Raw genomic sequence first — 21,743 nt, 5'->3', positions numbered from 1 at the left:
TTCACCATTTTTAGTATAACTTTGTCTTTGCTTTCCGCGACTGTTTCCAAGTCAGTACGACATTCAACATCAGGATTAGCTGGTGCTTCATAGGGCAAGTCAATACCAGTAAATTCTTGAATTTCTCTTGCTCTAGCAAGTTTGTAAAGTCCTTTTTTATCCCGTGCTTCACAAACTTCAAGAGGTGCATTAACATAGACTTCAATAAAGTTGCCAATGCGTTTTTTCACCTCAGAACGAACTTCATTATAAGGAGAAATAGCAGATACTAAAACAATCACACGATTACGAGTTAAAAGATGGGCTAAAAAACCAATTCTCCGGATATTTTCATCTCGGTCAGCTTTACTAAAACCCAAACTTTTACCAATGTCTTGACGTACAACGGTACTATCAAGAATTTCTACTGTGTAACCAAGCGATCGCAACTCTTCTGCCACAGCAAAACTTAGGGTGGTTTTGCCAGCACAGCTTAAACCAGTAAACCATACCGTTAGACCAGTTTGATTGTTATTTTCCATGCACAAAATCCTCTTAAAAACAAAGTTTAAATCCTGACTAAAAAAAGGGATTTAAAGTCCTATTAATCTATTGACTTAAGATGTCAACTATGATAATATATATATTTACCTTGTAACAATTAAAATATAATTTTCATCAGATGTAAATACTAAATCAATAATAAAAATTATAGTCAACGAACAAGATTATCTGAATCTCCCTAAATAAAGAATCTACCAGCAAATCTTTTCAATAAAAATTTAATTTTTAATCCTTCCTGTTCCCTGTTCCCTGTTCCCAACTTCTGTAACAAGTATAATCAAATCTCCACGTCAAAACTTAATTCATATCAATGGAAAATATCAAATATCTTCGTACTTGGTTACGCATATCTCGTCAACCTCAGTACCGTTGGCTTTGGTTTGTAGCTGCAGCACTAATATATGTAGGTATTCTTCTGTTTCCAATGACAGGAGTAGAAAAAGAAGCAAAAGGAGCCTTAGCAGTATTTGGAGTTACAGCTTTTCTGTGGGCAACTAATACCCTACCAGTAGCAGTCACAGGCTTAATGGTACTATTTTTAATTCCCCTCAGTGGCAGTATGTCTGCGACAGAAACCTATGCCTATTTCGGCAACAAAGCAGTATTCTTTGTATTAGGAGCATTTATTCTAGCCAGTCCTATTCAACGTTCCGGACTTAGCACTCGTCTTGCTCTAACAGTAGTTTCCCGTTTTGGCAATACCCAAAATACCCTAATTGCCTCTATCTTAATTCTTTCTGCCCTAATGTCCTTTGTGATTAGTTCCTATGCAGTAACGGCCATGTTATTCCCGGTGGTTATAGAAGTTGTTCAAGCAGCAGGTGCAAAGCCAGGTGGACGTTTTGGTCTAGCAGCATTTTTAGCCTTGGGATGGGGTTGCGGTATAGGTGGTATTGCAACTTTACTGGGGGGAGCTAGAGCACCTCTAGCATTAGGAGTGCTCCGCAGCACAACAAAAGGAGAATACGATATTACTTTTGCCGAGTGGTTTATTTGGTCTATTCCCTTAGTTGTCCTCATGTTAATAGTTTGTTATTTTCTACTATTACAAATAGGAAAAGGTCAAGTAGTTTCTTTATCTAACGCCCGAAAATTTCTCGGAATTAGAGCAAAAAGCCTTGGTGCAATTTCATCCAGAGAAGTTGGTACATTGGTATTAGTGACGGGAATAGTTTTATTATGGATTTTTAGAGGAAAAGCTTGGGGACTAGATACAATAGCTTTCTTTGGGGTTATGTGTAGCTTCATTTGTGGTTTAGCAAGTTGGCAAGAAGTAGAAGAGGATGTTAACTGGGGTATTTTTTTGATGTATGGTAGTGCTATTGCTCTAAGTGCAGTTTTAAGAGATACAGGAGCAGCACAAGCATTGGCAGAAACTTTATTGGGATCGTGGATTAATTCTGGTATTGTTTGTTTTGTGGCAATGGTTTTGATTATTACTTTTTTGACAGAGGGAATGAGTAATGCTGCTGCAGTAGCAGTTTTGATGCCAGTTGGACTTGCTTTGGCTGCTAAATATGGAATAGATCCAAGGGCAATGACGTTGGGTATTACTCTGCCATCGGGTTTAGCTTTTCTGTTACCAGTTAGTACCCCGGTAATGGCCATTATTATGGGTAGTGGTTATGTGTCGCCTTCTGAAGCTTTTAAGCGTGGCTTGTTGCTAAAATTAGTGGGGACTTTGATATTCTTGGCAATGGCAAAATTTTATTGGCCTTTATTTGGGTTGGGAGTGTAAGAGATGAGTATCTGGTTGGTGGTTGCAAATCCCTACGCTTACGATAAAGCAATGTGGAAAGCAGTCTCAGAAGCACAACAAAATCAAACTAAATTGAGAGTTGTATTTTTTATTAATAATAACTCAATTCATGATGTAATTGGTGAATTGGGGCAGAGTGGTTGGTTGGGATCTAATCCTTTGCATAAACTACAAAACTCTATGTTGGAAGGTTATCGTGCTTTAGCTGGTGATGTTTTGAAACGGGTTAAACGTAAAGCAAAAGAAAAGGAAGTGGAATTAGAAACTCAGGAAGTAATGGAAAGACCTACTATAGAGAAATATCTGTTTGAGCTTGTAGAAAAAGGTGCCACAAAAATTGTGATTGCTGGTCCACAGTTACTTACTGCTAAAATCGGAGAATTACCAAATATAGCAGAGTATATTGAAGAAGATTAGGGAGTAGGGAGTAGGGAGTAGGGAGTAGGGAATATGAATAATAATTGATTTTATTGTGGATTTTTGGAGATGTCTATTAGGTCGAAAAAGGGAATAAGGAGAAGTAATTGATAATTTGATTAAACAAGCAAATTCTTAGAGTTTTTTATCAAGAATCATTTTACATTGCTATATTAATTGACCATTCAATCTGATGCTAAAAGTTAATCATAAATTTCAAAGTTTTGAAGAATATTTATCATACTCTGATAATTCAGAGAAACTCTATGAATTATTTAATGGAGAATTAATTGAATTGCCTGCAGAATCAGGTTTAAATGTTGAAATTGCTAACTTTTTATTCCTGCAATTTGCCATACTTTTAGGTCATCGTAGAGTTAGAGGTCAAGGATTAGAATTAGAGGTCAGAGGTGAACCTAAAAATCGCTATCCCGATCTGACTATTATCCGAGAAGAACATATTCAACTATTCTCAAAAAGGAATACAATTCCCTTGTCTATGTCACCTCCTTTATTAGTTGTTGAAGTTGTTAGTCCTGGAGATTTACAAAGAGAGAGAGATTATATTGCTAAAAGAATTCAATATCAAGATTGCGGGATTCCTGAATATTGGATTGTTGACCCAGAAACTCAAAGCATATTAGTCTTAGAATTAACAGGAAAAATTTATGCAGAAGTCGGTAATTTTTCTGGTAATGATTTAGTATTATCTCCTGGATTTAGGTCTATTAATTTAAAAGTTTATGCAGTATTTGATAGGGAAAATTAATTAGTTCAGTAGTGGACTGACTTTTGAATTTAACGAAAACTGAATTATTAATTATTAATTGTTAATTATTAATTATCAATCGGTGTCCCATCCCCGGAAAAGATAAAACTCGCCCAATAATAAGGATGTTGATATTCTCCTTCTTGCAACCAATCTCGCTGAATTTCCAGCAAAGCATACCGGCGTCTTTTTCCTGTTTTTAATCCCCGATAATAAGCTATCATCAAATCTTTTGTGGCATTATCTTCTACTTTCCACAGACTAATCATTTGACTTTCGCTGCCTGCAATAACGAAAGCACGACGTAATCCATAAATTCCTTCCCCCACGCTAATATCCCCTATTCCTGTATCGCAAGCGGATAATACTACTAATTGAGTGCCAACCAAATTTAAGAGGGTGGCTTCATAAGCAGTAAAAACTCCATCATCTCCTCCACTCTGTTGTTTTTCGACTCCGGCAAACACTAACCCAGAACGAAATAGGGGATTATCAATATCGGTTGAGTTTTCTGATGTAGGTTTGGATAAAAAGAATCCATGAGTGGCAATATGGAGAAAGTCAGGATTTTTGACTTGTTTGAGGGCATTTTCTGTGGCTTTGGTTTTGGTTAAAATTAGAGCTTCCGGGAATAGTTGACTGATGGTTTCTGCTTCTTGTTGTGTGCCTGCTAGGGGTAGAAACACGCGATCGGATAAGTCTATGGAACGGTAATTTTCAAGGGCGACTTTTTCTCCCTGTTGTTGATAGCTAGGGTTTGCTATGACTAGGGGAGTTTGTCGGTTATTTTTGGAATTTTGTCGTAGTAAGTCGCGTCCAGAGGTGAGATAGGTAATTTGATAATTTTCGACTAAATATTGGTTGTTCTCATCGACTAATGCTTCAAAAGGGATGAGGTTGAGAGCAGCATCGGGAGATAAGAGAATGGTTTTGGTTTCTCCCAAGAGTTGGCGTACTGGCTGCATTACCATTTCATCGAGTTTTCTGGCAGAGCGTTTGAGTTGTTTGAGAGGAACTTTGGGGTTGCGGAGGTATTTGCGTAATTTTCCTACTGTTTTGTCGATGGGTTCTGCTTCTCCTAAGTCGATAGCTTGGGGTTCGCCTGTTTGATATAGAATATAAGCAGCATAGCGAGGTTCGCCATAGGGGTCATTTGGGAGGGCTTTAGGATTAAGATTAACGGGTCGATACTGTACTAACTCCAATAAAGCGACATTAGCTGGAATTTGTTGTTGAATCTTTTCGAGGGTAATAGGTTGGGATAAATTATGGAATTCAGCACTACGACGATTAAGTTTGTCTTCGAGTTCTTTTACTTCTTCTTCAACTGTGGTGAGTTGTTGGCGGTAAATATCAGGGGAAGGAATATCTTCTGGCTTTTTTAAGGTAAGGTTAGAGCGTTGAGTAACTTTAGCAATGAGTTGATTCAATAAGTCTTGAGTTTCAGGGTCATCAGTGCGCTGGCGGAGAATTTGCAGGCTGTTAGTTAAAACATCAAGGATACGCCCTTTGCGCTCAAAGATAGTTTTAAGTGCTAGATGAATCTCTTGTGAGCTGTTGGGTACAGATTGAAGATTGAAAGAAATAGCTGCATTAGTTACCCCAGAAATTTGCTTTATGTAATATCGTTTTTGCTCTTCATCCCCTGGCACTAAGTTTTTAGAGAGATTATACTCTTGAACTGCAAGTCCTTGACTTAATAATTTGATTGCTTGAGTTGTATTGCCTTGAGATCGGTAAAGTGATGCCAGAGTGTTGAGAATTTCTGCTACTACAGGAGAGTTGTCTCCTAACTGTAGCTTTAATATATCTAAGGACTTTTTCAGGAGGGGTTCGGCTTCAATATATTTTCCTTGGTTTGTGTAAAGATGTGCAAGGTTATAGAAACTAATTCCTACCTCAGGATGCTTGTCTCCTAACTGCGCCCTTAACATAGCTAAGGACTGTTTCAAGAGGGGTTCGGCTTCAATATATTTTCCTTGATGGCGGTAAAGTTCCGCTAGGTTGTTAAGACTAATTCCTACATCACGATGCGTCTCTCCTAGAAGTTCCTTCTTGATTGCTAAAGAATGTTTCAAGAGGGATTCGGCTTCCGTATATCTTCCTTGGTAGCGGTAAAGTGATGCCAGGTTGTTCAGGCTGATTGCCATATAAAGATTTTTGTATCCTAAAATTTGCTTTAAAATATCTAAAGATTCTCGGTAGAGGGATTCGACTTCAGCATATCTTCCTTGGTGGCGGTAAAGTGATGCCAGGTTGTTCAGGCTGGCTGCCACATAGAGATGTTTTTTTCCTAACTTTTGCTTGAATATAGCTAACGACTGTTGTAATAGGGGTTCGGCTTTGTCATATCTTCCTGTGTAAATATAAAGTTCTCCTAGGTTGTTAAGACTTTCTGCCACATCAAGGTGATTACGTCCGAGTACCTTTTTGCGAATTGTTAACAACTCTTCTTCAAAGGGAATGGCTTCGCCGTACTTTCCTTGCTGATATAGTTGTTCTACCTGCTGGACTAATCTCTCAGCCTTAGCTAACTCATCTTCCTCTGAAACCTGAGACAATGCCTGCTCCAGAATAAACACTGGCATTCCTACCCAAAATCCCATCACCCCAACAACAGCAACCACAGACGATATAGATAAATTTATCAAACTCTTTTTCATAATTAATTTCCCCCTAAAACTTCATCTATTAGTTCTTTATCTTCCTTATTTAGCCGCTTGCCTAACACTAAATAATTTACTCTTGCCTTCTCCAACCACTCTACCGCTTCATTCCTATTACCTAACACATATTCTACCAACCCTAATCCCAATTGCATCATCGCCTTAACTTCACTCTTTTCCTCCTCCACAGTCAACGCCAACCCTTGCTGGTAAACTTCCTTCGCCATTAAGCTCAATCCTACCTGTCGGTAAATATCCCCCAACAACTGATAAACCGTTGCTATCTGACTTCTAGATTTGACTAAACCTTCTAATACCTGAATAGCCTCAAAATTTAATTCATTTTGTCGGTAGAAATAAGCTAAAGTTAATCCTTCTTGCTCCTGACTTAATCCCTGCTGCTTAATAACCGCTACTTGTTCCCGTAAAGTCTTTGCTTCTTGATCCTCTAAGACAATAAACCAAAGATCCTGACGTTCGTCTTCTTGTGCAGAAGTAGCTCCATTATCCGCAAGTACAGTTACAGTGTAATATTCCCCAGGCTCCAACTTTCCATCATAAAGAATTTGAGTTTCATTGGTTTCTTTTTCCCACTCTTCTTCCTCGCCTTCAACTTTAACTGTATAGCTAGTTGCCCCGAAAACTTTATTCCAGCGAATAGTTAATGGCTCATTAAAAACGTTAGTATTGCGGGGACTAATCAGATAGGGCAGTTCTTTTAGCTTTTCTTCTTTTATAGTAGGGAAGCGACCTCCTGGGTTATTACAATCTGGGCATAATCTAATGACAGCCTCTCCTTCAGGACATCCCTGAGAAACAAGATACGTTCCTGGTTCCTCGAGTACCCATTTATTGCGATCGCTACAATAAACCTTTACCGAACTATTACTCCCTAGCTTTATTTCGTCCTCACTACTGAGAAGAATACCAGACTCAGCTTGAATAAAATCTTTCCATTGTGACTTTTTTACCTGGACATTCCCTCGAACATCAATTAGGATATGAGCGGGACTACTCAGGACAGGAGTCGCCCATCCTATAAGTATTAACGTCAATGCAGCCTGAATTGTCTTTTTCCAATTGAGTTTCATAATGATTAATAATTAAAATTTAATGACAACCTCAAACTGTCATTGCGAGGGGGACTGAGAAAGCAGTTATGTCAGTTTGCCTACCGTTAACCCCCCCGTGGCAATCTCGGAGATTGCTTCGGGGGGGGTTAATACTTTTTCGAGAAGGTTAACTTTTAATATTGCCGCCTCGCAATGACAACCTCTTGGCTTTCTTTCACCCCCGTGGCAATCTCGGAGATTGCTTCGGGGGGGGGTTAACACTTTCTCCAGAAGGTTAACTTTTAATATTGCCGCCTCGCAATGACAACCTCTTGGCTTTCTTTCACCCCCATGACAACCTCAAAGTGTCATTGCGAGGGGGGCTCAGAAAGCAGTTATGTCAGTTTGCCTACCGTTAACCCCCCCGTGGCAATCTCGGAGATTGCTTCGGGGGGGGTTAATACTTTTTGCAAAAGGTTAACTTTTAATATTGCCGCCTCGCAATGACAACCTCAAACTGTCATTGCGAGGGGGCTCAGAAAGCAGTTATGTCAGTTTGCCTACCGTTAACCCCCCCGTGGCAATCTCGGAGATTGCTTCGGGGGGGGTTAACACTTTCTCCAGAAGGTTAACTGTTTATATCACCGCCTCGCAATGACAACCTCAAGGTTAACTGTTTACATTACTGCCTCCCGATGACAACTGCTTGGCTTTCTTTTCTTCAAACAATTGTTAATTGTTAATTTTTAATTGTCGTTTAGCTTCATATAACCATTCATCCTCTTCAGAATTAATAGTTTCACCCGCAGCTAGACGAAGTTCAATCAATTCACGACATTGTTGCCAATTTTCTTTAACTTCAGAAGATTGTTTATTTGTCTTTGACAAGACTTGACTGTAGATACAAAAAGCTGCCCCTGGATTACGGATATCTTCCTTATATTTTTTAGCAATGGCCATTGCAGGTAAAAGATAGGCCAAAGCATCATCATATCGCTTTTGCTTAAATCTTGCCCACCCGAAATTCTTATATATGCCATATTTTTGAGTCTGGAAATTCAACTTTTCTACATCCGTTAACTGCTCAAAATTCTGTTCTTTTTCCTCTAAAAGCTGCAAACCTTGATTCAGAAAATCTATGGCTTCCCTGTTCTTATTTTCCCGAATATACCAATAAGCAAGATTATTATAGGCATCCACAAACCCACCTCTAATTGCAATTAGATATTGTTTTTTGGCATTCTCAAAATCTTGTAATTCTTCATAGATAGTTGCCAACTTATAATGAGCATCAAAATTATTATCATCTAACTGAATTGCTTGTAAATATTTCTCTTCTGTCGAGGCTAATTTGTCCTGTTATTGTAATTTTATACCTGCCAATTTATAGCGATTAGAAATAGATGGCAAGTTCAACCAAATTACTAATAGCAACCCTGTCATTAATAAGCTAAAACCAAGCTTTGTCTCCTCGTGAAAATGTTGAGGAACTTTGACTTTCTCTAAAAGTTTATCAAACCCTTTTTCTCCCGTTTCCGTTAACTCACTTTGAGCTTGAAATAATGATAAAATAAATGGAACAATAGCTACTGCCGCTAGAAATTCTGAAGTACTACTGAAAAAAAGTCTAGCCAGCCTTAGCGAAATGGCTATGTTTCCTATCACAGAAATACCTCTGACTCCTCTAAAAAAACAGTCAAAACGATTCCAAGGGTGAGATTTTCTGTTTTTTTCCTCAACATAAATATCCAAATACCACCACCAAGCATCGGCAGGTTTTGGGAAATTATTTCGATATTCAGCTAAATTAATAAATTGAGTCAATTTATCAGCATTATGTTTGAGTTTACCATCTAAATATTCAATTTTTAAAATTGTATAACTAGAAGGTTTGACTCTATTTGATAATGCCTTATTAATACCATCTCTAGTTAATAAAATCTCTAAAATATCCTTCTTTGATAGAGTCTCAGAAGTATTGAACTTTTCTAACAAATTTTTATAATAATCTAAAAGAGTAAAAAGAATAACTTTCATCCTCTAAACTAACCTCCAAATATTGACGGTTTGACTAAACTATAACATTTTATTGTAGGGATTTGGTCTCAAAACCGAAGGGAAAAGATAGAAAACCTTTTTCCTAAAAGTTTAATTCTGATATAGCAATTCCCATACTGGTAAGGTACAAAATCTAGGTTTTAGGGAACACTTAACTGGAAACAGGGAATGGAATAGAATCGAAATAAAGATAGGTGTACGTCATTAGCCTGAGAAACGCTATATAATACAGTAAAAAACATTTAGGATTTCTCGATGACCAATGGGTTTGGAGACTAAAACCCTAGAGTTTTTTTTCACGAATCATTTCCTATTGCTATAGGATAATTCATCAAATAACTTTAGTGCCATGGAACAGGAAATATACAATCAAGCTGTAGCAAATTCTCGTGCTGGAAAATATCAAGAGGCAATTGAAGATTTTAGCCGAGTTATAGAAATGAATCCTAATTTTGCTGAAGCTTATTATGGCAGAGGTTTGGCAAAGTTTGATTTAGGAAATAAGGAGGAAGCAATTGCCGATTATACTCAAGCTTTGGCAATTAATCCTAATTATATAGATGCTTATTTAGGTCGTGCTATTGCTAGATTAATAGTAGGGGATATTTCAGGAACTATTACAGATGCTAATCAGATAATTACGATTAATGGTAACTATGCTCCAGCATATAAATTGTTAGGTAATGCTTACCGTAAACAAGATAATCAAGCAGATGCAATTGCTAATTTTAAGCGTGGTGCAGAATTGTATTTAGAACAGAAGGATGCTGTTAATTGTCGGAAATGTTTGGATAATATTAAACAGTTGCAAAATGTAGTCTCTCCTGCTGTTAAAACTGACAGTAATGTTCGGTGGGAAAAAGGTGATAGTAAAACATTTTTAAATCGAATGTTGAGAAGATTTGAAAAAGGCGATCGCCGGGGAGCAATGGCAGATTTAAACTGGGCTTTACAAGTGGATACTTCAGATTCTCAAGCTTATTGTTGTCGAGGAATTATTCGTTATAAACAAGGGGATAATTTAGGGGCAATATCAGATTTTAATCAAGCTTTGCAATTTAATGATCGAGATGTTTTAGCTTATCGAAATCGGGGGATGATTCGGAGTAAAATGGGAGATTTTAAAGGAGCGATCGCTGATTTTGATGCTGCTTTAAAAATTGAACCAAATAATTCACTTATTTATGTCACTAGAGGTAATGCTTATCGGGATATGGGTGCGTATCAAGAGGCAATGAAAGATTATGAACAAGCATTAAAAATTAATCCGAATGAAGCTAAAGCTTTTTATAACCGGGGGATTATTTATTCCCGTTTAGAAGAAATGACAAAAGCTATAGATGACTATCAGAATGCTGCTCAATTATTTGGGGAAGCTGAAGACTGGAATAATTATCAAAAAACTTTGGAGAATTTGAAGAAAATTCAGACAACTGTTCCTAGTCAAAATCAGAATATTGATGAAGATGCTAAGTATAAGAAACTGGAACAACAATTGTTAAGAATGGTTGGCGGATATTGGGAAATGGCAGAAAGATTAATTGCAAAAGTTGAAGAAAAATATCCTGGTAGAGATAGGATTTGGTATTTGGAAAAAGTTATATCTGATTGGCAGCAACAGCAGGATAGTTGATTCATTAATTGATAATTGATAATGAATAATGGATAATTATTTTTGTTTTCGACTATTGCCGACATGAAACGCTTTTTGGCTAGCGCAAAGCTTTCCAGAACGCAATATTCATTATCAATTTCATGGGAGCATCTTGCTCCCACTGTTGCCTTAATAAATACAGGACTTACGCATAACTACCACATTTAGTAGGGGTGATTCGCGAATCACCCCTACAGATAGCGTATAATTCTACATTTTGCGTCAGTCCTGAAATATTAACCTTCAAAGCCTAAATCCTATTACCATAAATCATGTTGCGGTCTATAGCTGAGAAAACTTGATTCCTAGAAGTTTCGGAAGTTAAACATTGACAGACTAACTGAGCTACATCTGCTCGATGAATAGTTCCTGCAATTTTATAGTCTGTAGTTAAAAAACCATTACCCGTAGCTGGTTCCGATTTTAAGCCACCTGGACGAATAATAGTATAAGTTAATCCACTATTAATCAGATGCTGCTCTGCTTTTTCTTTTTCTAGCAAAACCGGACCGAGAGTTTCTAATGCTTGGGGTGGTAAAGCAACTGCACTTTCACCACTACCGATAGAGGAAATAAGGATAAATTGTTGTACTTGAGCTTTGAGAGCAATATCAATTAGATTTTTATTACCTAAATAATCAGCACGCTCACCATCTTTGGGTAAACCTCCAATAGTGCTGATGACTGTGGCGATCTTTTCCTCACCTAGCATTGCAGTTTCCACAGATGCTATATCTAAAGCATCACCCATGACAACTTTAATACCCATTGTCTCCAATTCTGGTTTAGTATCGGGTGAACGTAATAATGCTTTAAGTTTGTGATTTTCTGCAATTAGACATTTAGCAATTTCTCGTCCTACCCCTCGACTTGCACCAGCTAAAAAAATGTAAGATTCAGATGTCATATTTGTGATAATTTTCTAATTTTGGCATTACAGCTGTTTTCATTTCAGTAGACCACAGTAGGGGCGATTCGCGAATCGCCCCTACAGAGTTTTGGTTATGACGATGTGGTTTATCAATCTGAAAAGCGCTGTAAGAATTATAGTATAGCAATTACTACTCAGTTACAGCGGTTTTCATTTCAGTAGACCACAGTAGGGGCAAATGGCCATATAGCCTGACGACATGGGCTTCGCCTAACGCCCCTACAGGGTTTTGGTTGTGGCAATGTGATTCATCAATCTGAAAATTGTGCTTTAATGGCGATCGCCTAACTACTAACTGAAAATAATTTATATTTGCTCAAATTTAGGCTCCATAAATTATCAATTACTGCTTCCTACTTCCTACTCCCTACTCCTAACTAATTCTCTGTTAATTCAATGGCGCGTTGATAAGCTGCTACAGACTCATCAAGTTGACCTATTTCTTGTAAGGAATTTCCTAACAAATGGTAAACTTCTGCCATATCTATATTATCCTCACTTTCAGGAGAAGTTGGTTGAATTTGACTAACCTTTAATTCAATGACTTGCTGATAACAAGCGATCGCCTCTTGCCATTTTTCTTTTTCTGCTAAAGCTTTACCTAAACCATAGTAAGATTCTATAGATTCAGAATTTAATTGTACTACTTGTCGATAATATTTAACTGCTTCATCCCAGTTTTGTTGAGAGCTAAATATTTCTCCTAAACTATAGTAAGCTTCCCACAATTTAGGGTCTAATTTAATAGCTTGCTTAAAACAAGTTATTCCTTGCTTTGTTTTACCTTCTTCTATTAAACCCTTACCTAAAGTACAAAACTCTTGGGGAGTTGTCCAACTAGGATGTTGGATGAGAGCATTATAAGATAACTCCGCAGCTTCATCAACCTTTCCTTGAGCTAGCAAAACTTCAACTAAATTGCGATAACCATCTTTTAAGTCTGGGGCAAATTTAATTGCTTTTTGGTAAGCAGTTATAGCTTCTGAGTGTCGCTGCTGTTGAACGTATAATTCTCCTAAACTGACATAAACTTCGGCAAAATTTGGCTTTACTTCTAGGGATTTTTGATAAGCAGCGATCGCTTGGTCTATTTTATTCATCTCTACCCAAACTTTACCCATTATTTGATAAGCTACAGCATCAGGTTTAAGAGAAATTATTTCCTCACAAGTAGCGATCGCTTCATAGAATTTACTGTTAACAAAATTTTCCTCTGCTTGTTTAATTAAGTCTGCTTGATTAATTTGAGGCGACTTCTCTTTTCCTTTTGTATTTAAAGATGAGTGCAAAATATCTTCAGGATTAATATTTTGGGGTTTACTAAGGTTAACTTCTACTTGTTTTTCTACACCAATCTGTTTAGCTTTTTGCTGGTAAATTATAGCTTCATCTAACTTACCCTGACGTTTCAAAGTAGCAGCCAAATTATGATAAGCAGCAGCATAATTTGGGTTTAATTTTATTGCCCGTTGATAACAGGATATAGCTTGAGTTAATTGATTTTGACGACACAGAGTATTACCTAAGTTTAGATATTGGTCGGGGGTAATATTTTCTGGTTCCAAAGTATACGCTTGATACCAACAGTCTGCTGCTTCTGATTGTTTGTCTATCTGAGACCATGCTTTAGCTAAGTTACGATATGCTCCGGCAAAATCTGGTTTGAGAGCGATCGCTTGCTGATAATAAGGTATTGCCTTTTCCCACAATTTTTCTTGTGCATACAGACTGCCCAGGTTGGAATGAACTGAAGCATCTTGACTATCCAGAGATATGGCTTTTAGGTAATTTTCTTTTGCTTTCTGACGTTGACTAGCACTACCAATTTTTTGCTGGATATTACCTAATATTTTGTAAGCTATTGCAACGTCTGGTTTGACTGCTATTGCTTGTTGACATTCGGCGATCGCTTGTTCATATAATCCTTTTTGGTTATAAGCGGTTGCTTTTTGAATATAAACATCTGCTAGGGCGATATTTGATGCTAGTGCGATCTCTAATTCTTTAGTATCAACAAGGTGAGCATTTACCTGTATAGCTGTTTGCTCGGAGTCTTCTATTTTGTCAGTGGGGGATAAATTCTGTGTTTTATCTATTTGTTGTTGTGTTCTTTTTTTCTGGCTTTTTCCATTAGTATTACTTGATTTTTTTTCATCATAAAATAGTAAGTCTTCCAGAGAAAATTTTGCTGTATCTGTTATATTGAAATCTATTTCTGCTTTTAAAGGAAAAGAATTATTTTTACCCTGAAGTCTGGGCATATTTGCAGATAGTTCTAAATCTTTTCTTGATAATTGATTATTAGCATTAAAAACAGAAGTTACTTGACTAACTAGCTTATTTAAAAATCTAGCAAAATGTTTTGATTTTTCTTGGATAATACCAGGTTTTGTTACTAACTTAGTATCGCGCTGGTTGATTTGATGATTATTTATTTCTACATCATATTTATCTGCTATACCATCCTTCAGACTGTAAATATGAGGATTTAGATAACCATTATTTCCATAAGTTTTAGATTGTGAATTTAAGTTTTGAGCATGAGATTGAAGTTTTAAAGCTTCTCCTAAATTTTGATATGCCACTGTTAAATTGGGATTAATTTTTATGGCATTGCAGTAGCATGATATTGCTCGATCGACTAGATTCATTTGCAGCATAGTATTGCCTTGGATGAAATGTTCTTCTGCTGTTGCTGCTTCTGGTTCTAGAGAATAAGTTCGCTCCCAAAACTCAGAAACTTCTGCGTGTTTACCAACATTAGTTAATGCTGTTGCTAAATAACGGCGAACATCTGCCATATTTGGATTAATTTCCAAGGCTTTTTGATAACATTTAATTGCTTCTTGCCACTGTTGCTGTTGTCCGTACAAACTACCTAAATCTCGATAAATTTCTGGGTCTTTTGGTGAGATAGATATAGCTTTTGTATACCACTGCCTAGCTTCTGCTGGTTTGTCTTGGTTTTGCAGCATTTTGCCTAATTTTTTATAAGCTTCTACAGCATCTTGATTTACATTTGGATTGATTAATTTATTGTTGTTTTCTAGGAAATTATTTTTATTTTTATGTTCCGTTTTATGACGATTTATTCTAGCTGAGTTTATGGGAATAACTGGATTTACATAAGATAAATGAGGCGATTTTTTGACTGAGCTATGATTAATATTTGATGGGTTTGTTATCCCTAATTGAATCGCCTTGCGGTAACAGATATTTGACTCTTCAAAATCCCCTGTTTGGGATAATGCTTCTGCCAGATTTTGATATGCTACTGGGGAATTAGGATTTAATTTTAGGGCGCTACGATAACAACATATAGCTTCTGTTAATTGCTTTTGCTGCAGAAGAGTATTTCCTAAGTTTATATATTCTGGTTCTGTGATTTTTTCAGGTTCTAAACAGTAAGCTTGATATTGATAATTTGCTGCTTCGGAAACTTTGCCTAATTTTTGATATGCTTTGACTATATTACGGTAGGCTGGAGTTAAATCGGATTTGAGGGAAATTGCCTTTTGATAATACTGAATTGCTTCTTGCCATTGTTGTTTTTTGGCATAGAGAGTGCCAATATTAACATAAGCCTCAGCAAAATCTGGTTGAATTTTAATAGCTCGGAAATACCAGTCAAAGGCTACTTTTATTTGCCCTTGGTTTTGGAGAATAATACCCATTGTTTTGTAAGCTGGGGCAAATTCTGGTTGATTTTTAATAGCTCGTTCACAAGCTGCTTTAGCTTCATCTAATTTCTTTTGATCTATATAGAATAAAGCTTTTTTGTGGAAGTGAGCAGCGGCTTCTGTCTGATTAACTTTAGATAGCATTTTATCACTTACTGCAGTTCTATTTGTATTGTATCCTTCCTGTTTATGGGAGGGTACAGAGGGATAAACTTTGGCATTAGAGAGTTGTTTCTCAAAAATAATCATATCTTGAGAAGTTTCTTCATTCTTAATAACTTTTAGTTTTTTCCGAGAATCTATTTTGATTATACTTGCCTGGGATAGCATTTTTTCAAGTTTACTAAAATTAATAATAATATCTTCCGTTAGAGGATTGGGATACATGATTTGGCGGATAGGATAATAGGAATATTCTTCTCCAATCAAGTAGTAATACTTTAATCCTAATTGTTGGCTAATAACCCAATAATAATGTCTGATATAGTTAGGAGACACCAATTCAATCACGGTAGTTCCTGGAGAACAAAAAATAATGTTTGTCAACCCACTACCATGAGGAGAAACTATTACTTTGGCATTGGCAAATAATGTTACTTGTTCTAAAACAGAAAGAGTTTCTAGTTCGATAGTTATAAAGCCGTATTGACTTAATAAATCAACTACTGTTTCTTCATTAATAACTTTTCTATATTTAGCTTTATTCCTACTGATATAAATCTTTTCAGGATAGGAATCATCTACTTGATTATTTGATTTTTCTCCTAATGCCAAACCATCTTTAAATAAGCCATGATTGAAATTCTGGAAAAATGTTTGACGATGAAATTCCAGAGCAAATTTTTCTAGCCAACCCAAATGGCTAGGGAAAGACGGAACTATTAATTTTTTAGCTTGAATATAAGGATAGCTATCGCTTTCTATAATTTTTTCTTCTGGAATTCCTAATATCCGGAGAGTTTCTTTTTGAAATGGTTGTTGAATACTATTAATTAAAAACCAATCTATTTGCTCAAAATTTATGCCATTACGTCTTAATATTTCGATCCGGGGCAATATATCTACCATCCAATGAAAATAAACGTTTCCTGATAACCCGGATAAAACTGCTACTGTACCGTTTATTTGCTCTAAAGATGGTAATTTTTCTGTAGTAAAAAACTTATGGTTGTTGATATCGTATTTTTCACATCCTGGTAATTGACCAGGGTATTCGCGGGAGACTTCAGCTAATAATTGATTATTTTCATTAATAATGGCAATGGCATTACAAACCATCCAATTATTTTTTTGCGGAACTATCCATGCTCTACCATTTTCTACTTCTATGACAAATTTTGGTGTTTCTGGAAAGTCAACAGATGAAATATTTATAGATGTTTGTATTTCTGTTGAAAAAGTATGGATACCATTTCCTAAATGAATTGGTTGAAGTTGTTTAAAGATTTTTTTGAGACAAGATTTGCAGTTTAATCCCTGACATTCAGTTTCAGGAATTTTATCGTTGCTATCCTCTAATTTTTTAGAAAGTTTAGGTGTGCGGTCTTGGGAGTTAGGTCTAAGGGAATAAAGAATATTTTTTCCACTGAAATTGACTGTCTTGGGGTGAAAAATTTCATTTTTTAAACGGTGGATAAATTTTCTTGGGATTGAATCTCCAAGCAAATTATCCTCATCTCCTAATTCAACAGTTGTGGATAAAGATTTTGACTCTAACTCTAGATTAAATATTCTTTTGATACCGTCTGCGTTGGAAATTTGTGAGGAATTATTTCGTGCTGCTAAAACTTTTTCTAATGCTTGGTTAATGGAGTGGTTATCAGGTAGAACAGTCAACCCCAGGCGGTAAATTGTAATAGCCGTATTAAAGCGTTTTTGTTTGACCAAACTTTCGCCTAATTTTATATACAGGTCGAGATTAAATGGCTGAAATTCTAATCCTTTTTTGTAATAGTTCTCAGCTTGTGAATATTCACCATACTCAAATAATACATTTCCTAAATATAAATAGACTAAGGTTAAATTTTTTCTGACTGCTGCTAAATCTGATTTTTTTAGTGTTCTAAGAAATTGAGTACAAGCTATTTTTACTTTTTCTAACTCATCTGACTCTGTAAATAAATCTGTTTGTTGACAGTAACTTTCCACAAAAGGATTATTGTTAATTACCTTTTGCAAGTAGGGTATTGCTGCTTCGACTTTCCCTAATTCTAAGAAAGAAAAACCACAATCACTGTAGGCAGAAATATTTTCTGGTTGTTGTTTAATTACTTCTTGAAAATGAACAATAGCTTCTGAGTGCCAACCTTGTTTTTGATATACTTTGCCAAGATTATAACGGGCTACTATTAACTGAGGCTGTAATGCCAAAGCTTCCTGATAATTCGCAATAGCTTTTTCTACTTTTCCCAGTTCTAAAAATGCTTTGCCCAAATCATTGTAGAGAGTCGGAGCATCTAGTTTTTTGCTAATGGCTTGCTGAAGAATTTCTATGGCTTCCTTATATCTACCTTCCTTAACTAAAATATTTCCCCAGTTACGATAAGCCTGAATTTCAATTAAAATATTGGTAGTGCTAGTTTCGCATAAATTAATAACTTTTTGATAACTATAAATTGCTGAGTCTAGTAAACCTTGTTGTTCTAAAACAATGGCAAGATTATAATGAGCTTGAATATCCTTTGGGTAATAAACTATCGCTTGTTGATAATGAGTAGAAGCTGCTAGTAAATTTCCCTGATGGTGAAAAATTATGCCTAAATTATAGTGAACAAATGGGAAATTTGCTACTAAAGTTAATGCTTCCTGGTATAAAGATATGGCTACTTCAAATTTTCCCTGTTTTTGATATAAAAATCCTCTTGATGCTTTTTCTTGAGCTAACTTTAATATTTCAGGAAATCTTTCTGGAGATTCGTTATTCATATTTAGTTTCAGTGGTAGTGCATCATAATTAATTTTAAACTTTGAGTTTAAGCATTACACATCTGGTGAAAATTAAAAATAAAATCAATTCTCATCCAGAAATTATCTATTCTTTCTTCCTGTTCCCAGTTAAGTGTTCCCTGTTCCCTCTTTTCCGGAGATGTCTATTGAGAAGAGGAAGTAAAAGTAATTGATAAGAGACTGCTTTTCAATAATTAATAATTAATAATTAATAATTAATAATTACCTCTTCTTATAACGGATAGGATTGGCGCTCAAGGAATTTTTTTCTTCTCAAGGGGAGATTGGATATGGCGAGGAAACCTCGCCATCCCATCCTAACGGACTGCTTCGCTTTCCGACCGCTTTTTCTCCATAAATGGAGAGGTTTATACCTTAATTTTCCGGTAAAAGAAATATTAAATCTAGGTGTAATAGACCGACACACCAAAAATAGTGCATTAGCTTTTTTCCTAATCACCTCATCACCCCATCACCCCATCACCCCATCCCCCCATTTTCTAATGTCCGCGTTTTATGTTAAGAAAGATGTTTATAAAGCATAACTCTTAAGGACTGGGTTTAAATTAGACATCTCCAATAATTGCACAGAAATCGTTAATTCTTTCCCCTTACTCCCTACTCCCTACTCCCTCTTTTCTGAAGAGGTCTATTATTAATTGCTGATAGCTAACTGCTAAGAGCTGAATGCTTATTATATTGTTTCAAAATCATCAGGACCAATATTTAGATTAGAATCTAATTGTATGAATTCTATCGCATTACCATTTTCATCAATATAGTACATTAAACCTTGGTCTGAGTCGTAGACTAGATTCGCATCTGGGTTTTGAGCAAATTCAGCAAGAGTAGTAAATTCATTGGGGTCGAAATTACCATCAACAATTAACTGATCGAAGCTATTAGCATCAAGTTGTATTTTGTCTTCTCCTGGAGTAAAGTCAGTAAGAGTGTCAACTCCAGCATCTGCGGGAACAAAACTGTTGAGGGTATCGAAACCAAATTCCTGAGTTCCATCGGGAGTAAATGTCTCATCTTCAAAAAACTCAAAATGGAAGATATCTGCTCCCTCACCTCCGGTAAGGGTATCGCTACCTTTACCACCTACCAAGAGGTCGTCACCTGAACCACCTTCAACTAAATCATCCCCTTTTCCTCCTCTAACTGTATCATCACCGCTACCTCCTCTAACCGTGTCATTACCACGGTTTCCCAAAACTAAATCGTTGCCTTCTTCTCCATCAACTAAGTCATTTCCCTCCCCTTCTTCTCCATCACCATAGAGAGTATCATTTCCAGTACCACCTCTAACATTATCAGACCCTCTTTCTCCAAGAACTAGGTCGTCTCCTTCCTCACCTCTAACCAAATCATTACCTTTTCCTCCACGTATACTATCATTTCCCAGACCACCTCTAATCGTATCAGAACCTTGGTTACCGAGTAGTGAGTCATTTCCCAGATCCCCACTAATCCAATCATCATCATCATTTCCGAAGACAGTATCGTCACCTTTACCACTAAAGATAGTGTCTTGGTCACCTCTACCTTCAATTCTATCATCTCTATCAAGACCTAGGATCAAATTCCTGTCATCTGTACCAAACAACGATTCGTTAGCATTATTAATCAAGTCAATTATAACTTCTGCATCACTAAATTCACTAGGATCAATTGGTGGTCGCAGGATAGTTGGTTCCTGGTCGCCGAAGTCTTGTGGAATCTCTGGAATTGGAATTGACATACTAATTATTTATATTGATAATTTCATCAGTTAATGTGAAGTTTTAGGTCTCATTACAAACATCATCGGAATGTCTTCCTAAAATCTAACTTCACGAATAAATATTTAGGTTGACATATATCGCAACTGGCAGATTCACACTGATAATTTTTACATCTAAAATTGAGAATTTAAGCAGATAAAAAAACTCCTAATAATTCCTTCATTTAGATATATTGATAATAGTTCTATGTTCTATTATTGAGAAAATTTACCCACGCGAAACCCGGTTGCGAGGAGAAATAGTTGGTTTTAACAATAGACATCTAGGAGCATAACTGGGTTTTGGAGGTTCGGTATGCGTAAGTCCTGATTTATTTATTAGGTTTTGTTTATATAGTAGACTTTTGATGCCATGATTTTGTTTCTGGATTTAGACTATTGCTACCTAACTTCAGTATTTAGAAGTTCAAGATTTACTTTTAAGTCGCTTTTGTAATACTTAGAGAATGTTTTTCAAGCTGGTATATTAAAACTTATATATACATTGCTCATTCCCTAATAAATTTCTACTATTCCCCACCTCACAAAGGGATAAGATACTTTCTACCTCCTAAATCGACTAGATACTTTACAAATATCTTCTCAGACTTTTCGCAACTTCCGGTTAATATCTTCAAATTTTGCCAAAAAATTGCTAATGTTACAGGCTTTTTTTTGAAATTACAGCACTTTTTAGGATGGTCAAGTACATTGTAGTCTTAATCTTAATCTATGTTCCCTGTTCCCTATTCCTTGTGTCCTATTTCTTCCACTCTGTTCTCTATTGTCCTCAAACTGTATACCTGATTAAATAGTAAATATAATAGACCTCTCTGGAAAAGAGGGAGTAGGGAGTAGGGAGTAGGGAGTAGAGGGAAAGAATTAATGATTTCTGCGTATGGGATTGATTTGATTTTTAATTATCACGCCTATGTCTATAATAATTAGCATTCATTTATATAGCCATCAGCTTTTTTTCTCTCCCCTATTCCCTATTTCCTATTCCCGAAAATCAAAAATTTGTCTATCTCACTAATTTTATAATTGCTATGCTGATTATGTTGCAAGAGTGCATCTTGATAGATGTTTTTAATTTTATAAATTTAATGTTTGATGTTGAGATTTACTGAGCTTATGTGGGATATTCTCTCGATTAAATCCTGATATATTTACCTTTATAATTAGATATTAAGTTATGTTTATGAGGAGATTAAATTACCTAACTCATTTCTGACTGATAGTCCTGCCAGATGCTGTATAATCTTTAAGAAAAAACAAGTTTTTGATATTTAGTTTGAGATAAATTCCTATTGGCACTAGAAATCCATCTCACTAACAATTCTATTTAATCTCGAAAGATTTAGTAGAATTGTGTACCTCTAACTTGATACTGCTGGGTTCAATTTGAAAAACAATATTAGATGGAAGCAGTAGAGAAATAATTAAAGATGCAGCAAGTCTACTTATAAGACTCGTTTTTTTCTGATACTTTTCAGATAATTC

General features: G+C 36.0%; 12 protein-coding genes. 4 read left to right on the top strand and 8 right to left on the bottom strand.

Annotated features, from left to right (window positions below; genetic code table 11):
* Positions 1-521 (bottom strand): adenylyl-sulfate kinase (gene cysC / locus F6K22_RS05920; protein ID WP_293094527.1); only part of this gene is annotated, 521 nt, incomplete at its 3' end.
* Positions 522-853: 332 nt separating this feature from the next.
* Between cysC and F6K22_RS05915 the strand changes: the two genes are divergently transcribed.
* The 3 genes from F6K22_RS05915 to F6K22_RS05905 all read left to right on the top strand — a co-directional run bounded on the left by F6K22_RS05915 (position 854) and on the right by F6K22_RS05905 (position 3,488).
* Positions 854-2,281: an SLC13 family permease gene (locus F6K22_RS05915; RefSeq protein WP_293094524.1), complete on the top strand. Its 1,428-nt coding sequence runs from the start codon at positions 854-856 to the stop codon at positions 2,279-2,281.
* Positions 2,282-2,284: 3 nt separating this feature from the next.
* Positions 2,285-2,719: a hypothetical protein gene (locus F6K22_RS05910; protein ID WP_293094521.1), complete on the top strand. Its 435-nt coding sequence runs from the start codon at positions 2,285-2,287 to the stop codon at positions 2,717-2,719.
* Positions 2,720-2,912: 193 nt separating this feature from the next.
* On the top strand, positions 2,913-3,488 hold the full coding sequence (locus F6K22_RS05905) for a Uma2 family endonuclease (protein ID WP_293094518.1): 576 nt from the start codon (positions 2,913-2,915) through the stop codon (positions 3,486-3,488).
* Positions 3,489-3,556: 68 nt separating this feature from the next.
* Here the strand turns inward: F6K22_RS05905 and F6K22_RS05900 are convergent, their stop codons facing one another.
* The 4 genes from F6K22_RS05900 to F6K22_RS05885 form a co-directional block, all read right to left on the bottom strand.
* Positions 3,557-6,151 carry a tetratricopeptide repeat protein gene (locus F6K22_RS05900; protein WP_293094515.1) on the bottom strand — a complete coding sequence of 865 codons (2,595 nt, stop codon included), beginning with the start codon at positions 6,149-6,151 and terminating at the stop codon, positions 3,557-3,559.
* A 2-nt stretch (positions 6,152-6,153) separates the two neighbouring features.
* Positions 6,154-7,245, bottom strand: coding sequence for a tetratricopeptide repeat protein (locus F6K22_RS05895; protein ID WP_293094512.1), 1,092 nt, complete (start codon positions 7,243-7,245; stop codon positions 6,154-6,156).
* A gap of 693 nt (positions 7,246-7,938) precedes the next feature.
* The gene (locus F6K22_RS05890; protein WP_293094530.1) at positions 7,939-8,523 is read right to left on the bottom strand and encodes a tetratricopeptide repeat protein; all 585 of its coding nucleotides are present in this window, start codon (positions 8,521-8,523) and stop codon (positions 7,939-7,941) included.
* A 42-nt stretch (positions 8,524-8,565) separates the two neighbouring features.
* Entirely contained in the window at positions 8,566-9,243 is a 678-nt protein-coding gene (locus F6K22_RS05885; protein WP_293094509.1) for a hypothetical protein, read from the bottom strand.
* 370 nt (positions 9,244-9,613) lie between these two features.
* Here F6K22_RS05885 and F6K22_RS05880 point away from each other — a divergent pair, with 370 nt between their 5' ends.
* Complete coding sequence (locus F6K22_RS05880; protein WP_293094506.1) at positions 9,614-10,897, top strand: tetratricopeptide repeat protein; 1,284 nt, start codon at positions 9,614-9,616, stop codon at positions 10,895-10,897.
* A 271-nt stretch (positions 10,898-11,168) separates the two neighbouring features.
* Here F6K22_RS05880 and F6K22_RS05875 read toward each other — a convergent pair whose 3' ends face one another.
* The 3 genes from F6K22_RS05875 to F6K22_RS05865 form a co-directional block, all read right to left on the bottom strand.
* Positions 11,169-11,825, bottom strand: coding sequence for an SDR family oxidoreductase (locus F6K22_RS05875; protein ID WP_293094503.1), 657 nt, complete (start codon positions 11,823-11,825; stop codon positions 11,169-11,171).
* Positions 11,826-12,226: 401 nt separating this feature from the next.
* Positions 12,227-18,454, bottom strand: a complete 6,228-nt coding sequence (locus tag F6K22_RS05870; protein WP_293094501.1) for a tetratricopeptide repeat protein — start codon at positions 18,452-18,454, stop codon at positions 12,227-12,229.
* A 715-nt stretch (positions 18,455-19,169) separates the two neighbouring features.
* On the bottom strand, positions 19,170-20,219 hold the full coding sequence (locus F6K22_RS05865) for a calcium-binding protein (protein WP_293094498.1): 1,050 nt from the start codon (positions 20,217-20,219) through the stop codon (positions 19,170-19,172).
* Positions 20,220-21,743 lie beyond the last annotated feature (1,524 nt).

The organism is Okeania sp. SIO2F4 (genome assembly GCF_010672385.1).
Taxonomy (GTDB): Bacteria; Cyanobacteriota; Cyanobacteriia; order Cyanobacteriales; family Microcoleaceae; genus Trichodesmium.
Note: the sequence above shows the minus strand (reverse complement) of the source record. Positions and strands in the feature narration are given on the sequence as shown.

What these genes read in the sequence shown, in the direction of transcription:
- F6K22_RS05905 (WP_293094518.1), top strand. Translation starts at nt 2,913, where the DNA reads ATGCTAAAAGTTAATCATAAATTTCAAAGTTTTGAAGAATATTTATCA.
- F6K22_RS05885 (WP_293094509.1), bottom strand. Translation starts at nt 9,243, where the DNA reads ATGAAAGTTATTCTTTTTACTCTTTTAGATTATTATAAAAATTTGTTA.
- F6K22_RS05895 (WP_293094512.1), bottom strand. Translation starts at nt 7,245, where the DNA reads ATGAAACTCAATTGGAAAAAGACAATTCAGGCTGCATTGACGTTAATA.
- F6K22_RS05880 (WP_293094506.1), top strand. Translation starts at nt 9,614, where the DNA reads ATGGAACAGGAAATATACAATCAAGCTGTAGCAAATTCTCGTGCTGGA.
- F6K22_RS05865 (WP_293094498.1), bottom strand. Translation starts at nt 20,219, where the DNA reads ATGTCAATTCCAATTCCAGAGATTCCACAAGACTTCGGCGACCAGGAA.
- F6K22_RS05870 (WP_293094501.1), bottom strand. Translation starts at nt 18,454, where the DNA reads ATGAATAACGAATCTCCAGAAAGATTTCCTGAAATATTAAAGTTAGCT.
- F6K22_RS05875 (WP_293094503.1), bottom strand. Translation starts at nt 11,825, where the DNA reads ATGACATCTGAATCTTACATTTTTTTAGCTGGTGCAAGTCGAGGGGTA.
- F6K22_RS05900 (WP_293094515.1), bottom strand. Translation starts at nt 6,151, where the DNA reads ATGAAAAAGAGTTTGATAAATTTATCTATATCGTCTGTGGTTGCTGTT.
- F6K22_RS05910 (WP_293094521.1), top strand. Translation starts at nt 2,285, where the DNA reads ATGAGTATCTGGTTGGTGGTTGCAAATCCCTACGCTTACGATAAAGCA.
- F6K22_RS05915 (WP_293094524.1), top strand. Translation starts at nt 854, where the DNA reads ATGGAAAATATCAAATATCTTCGTACTTGGTTACGCATATCTCGTCAA.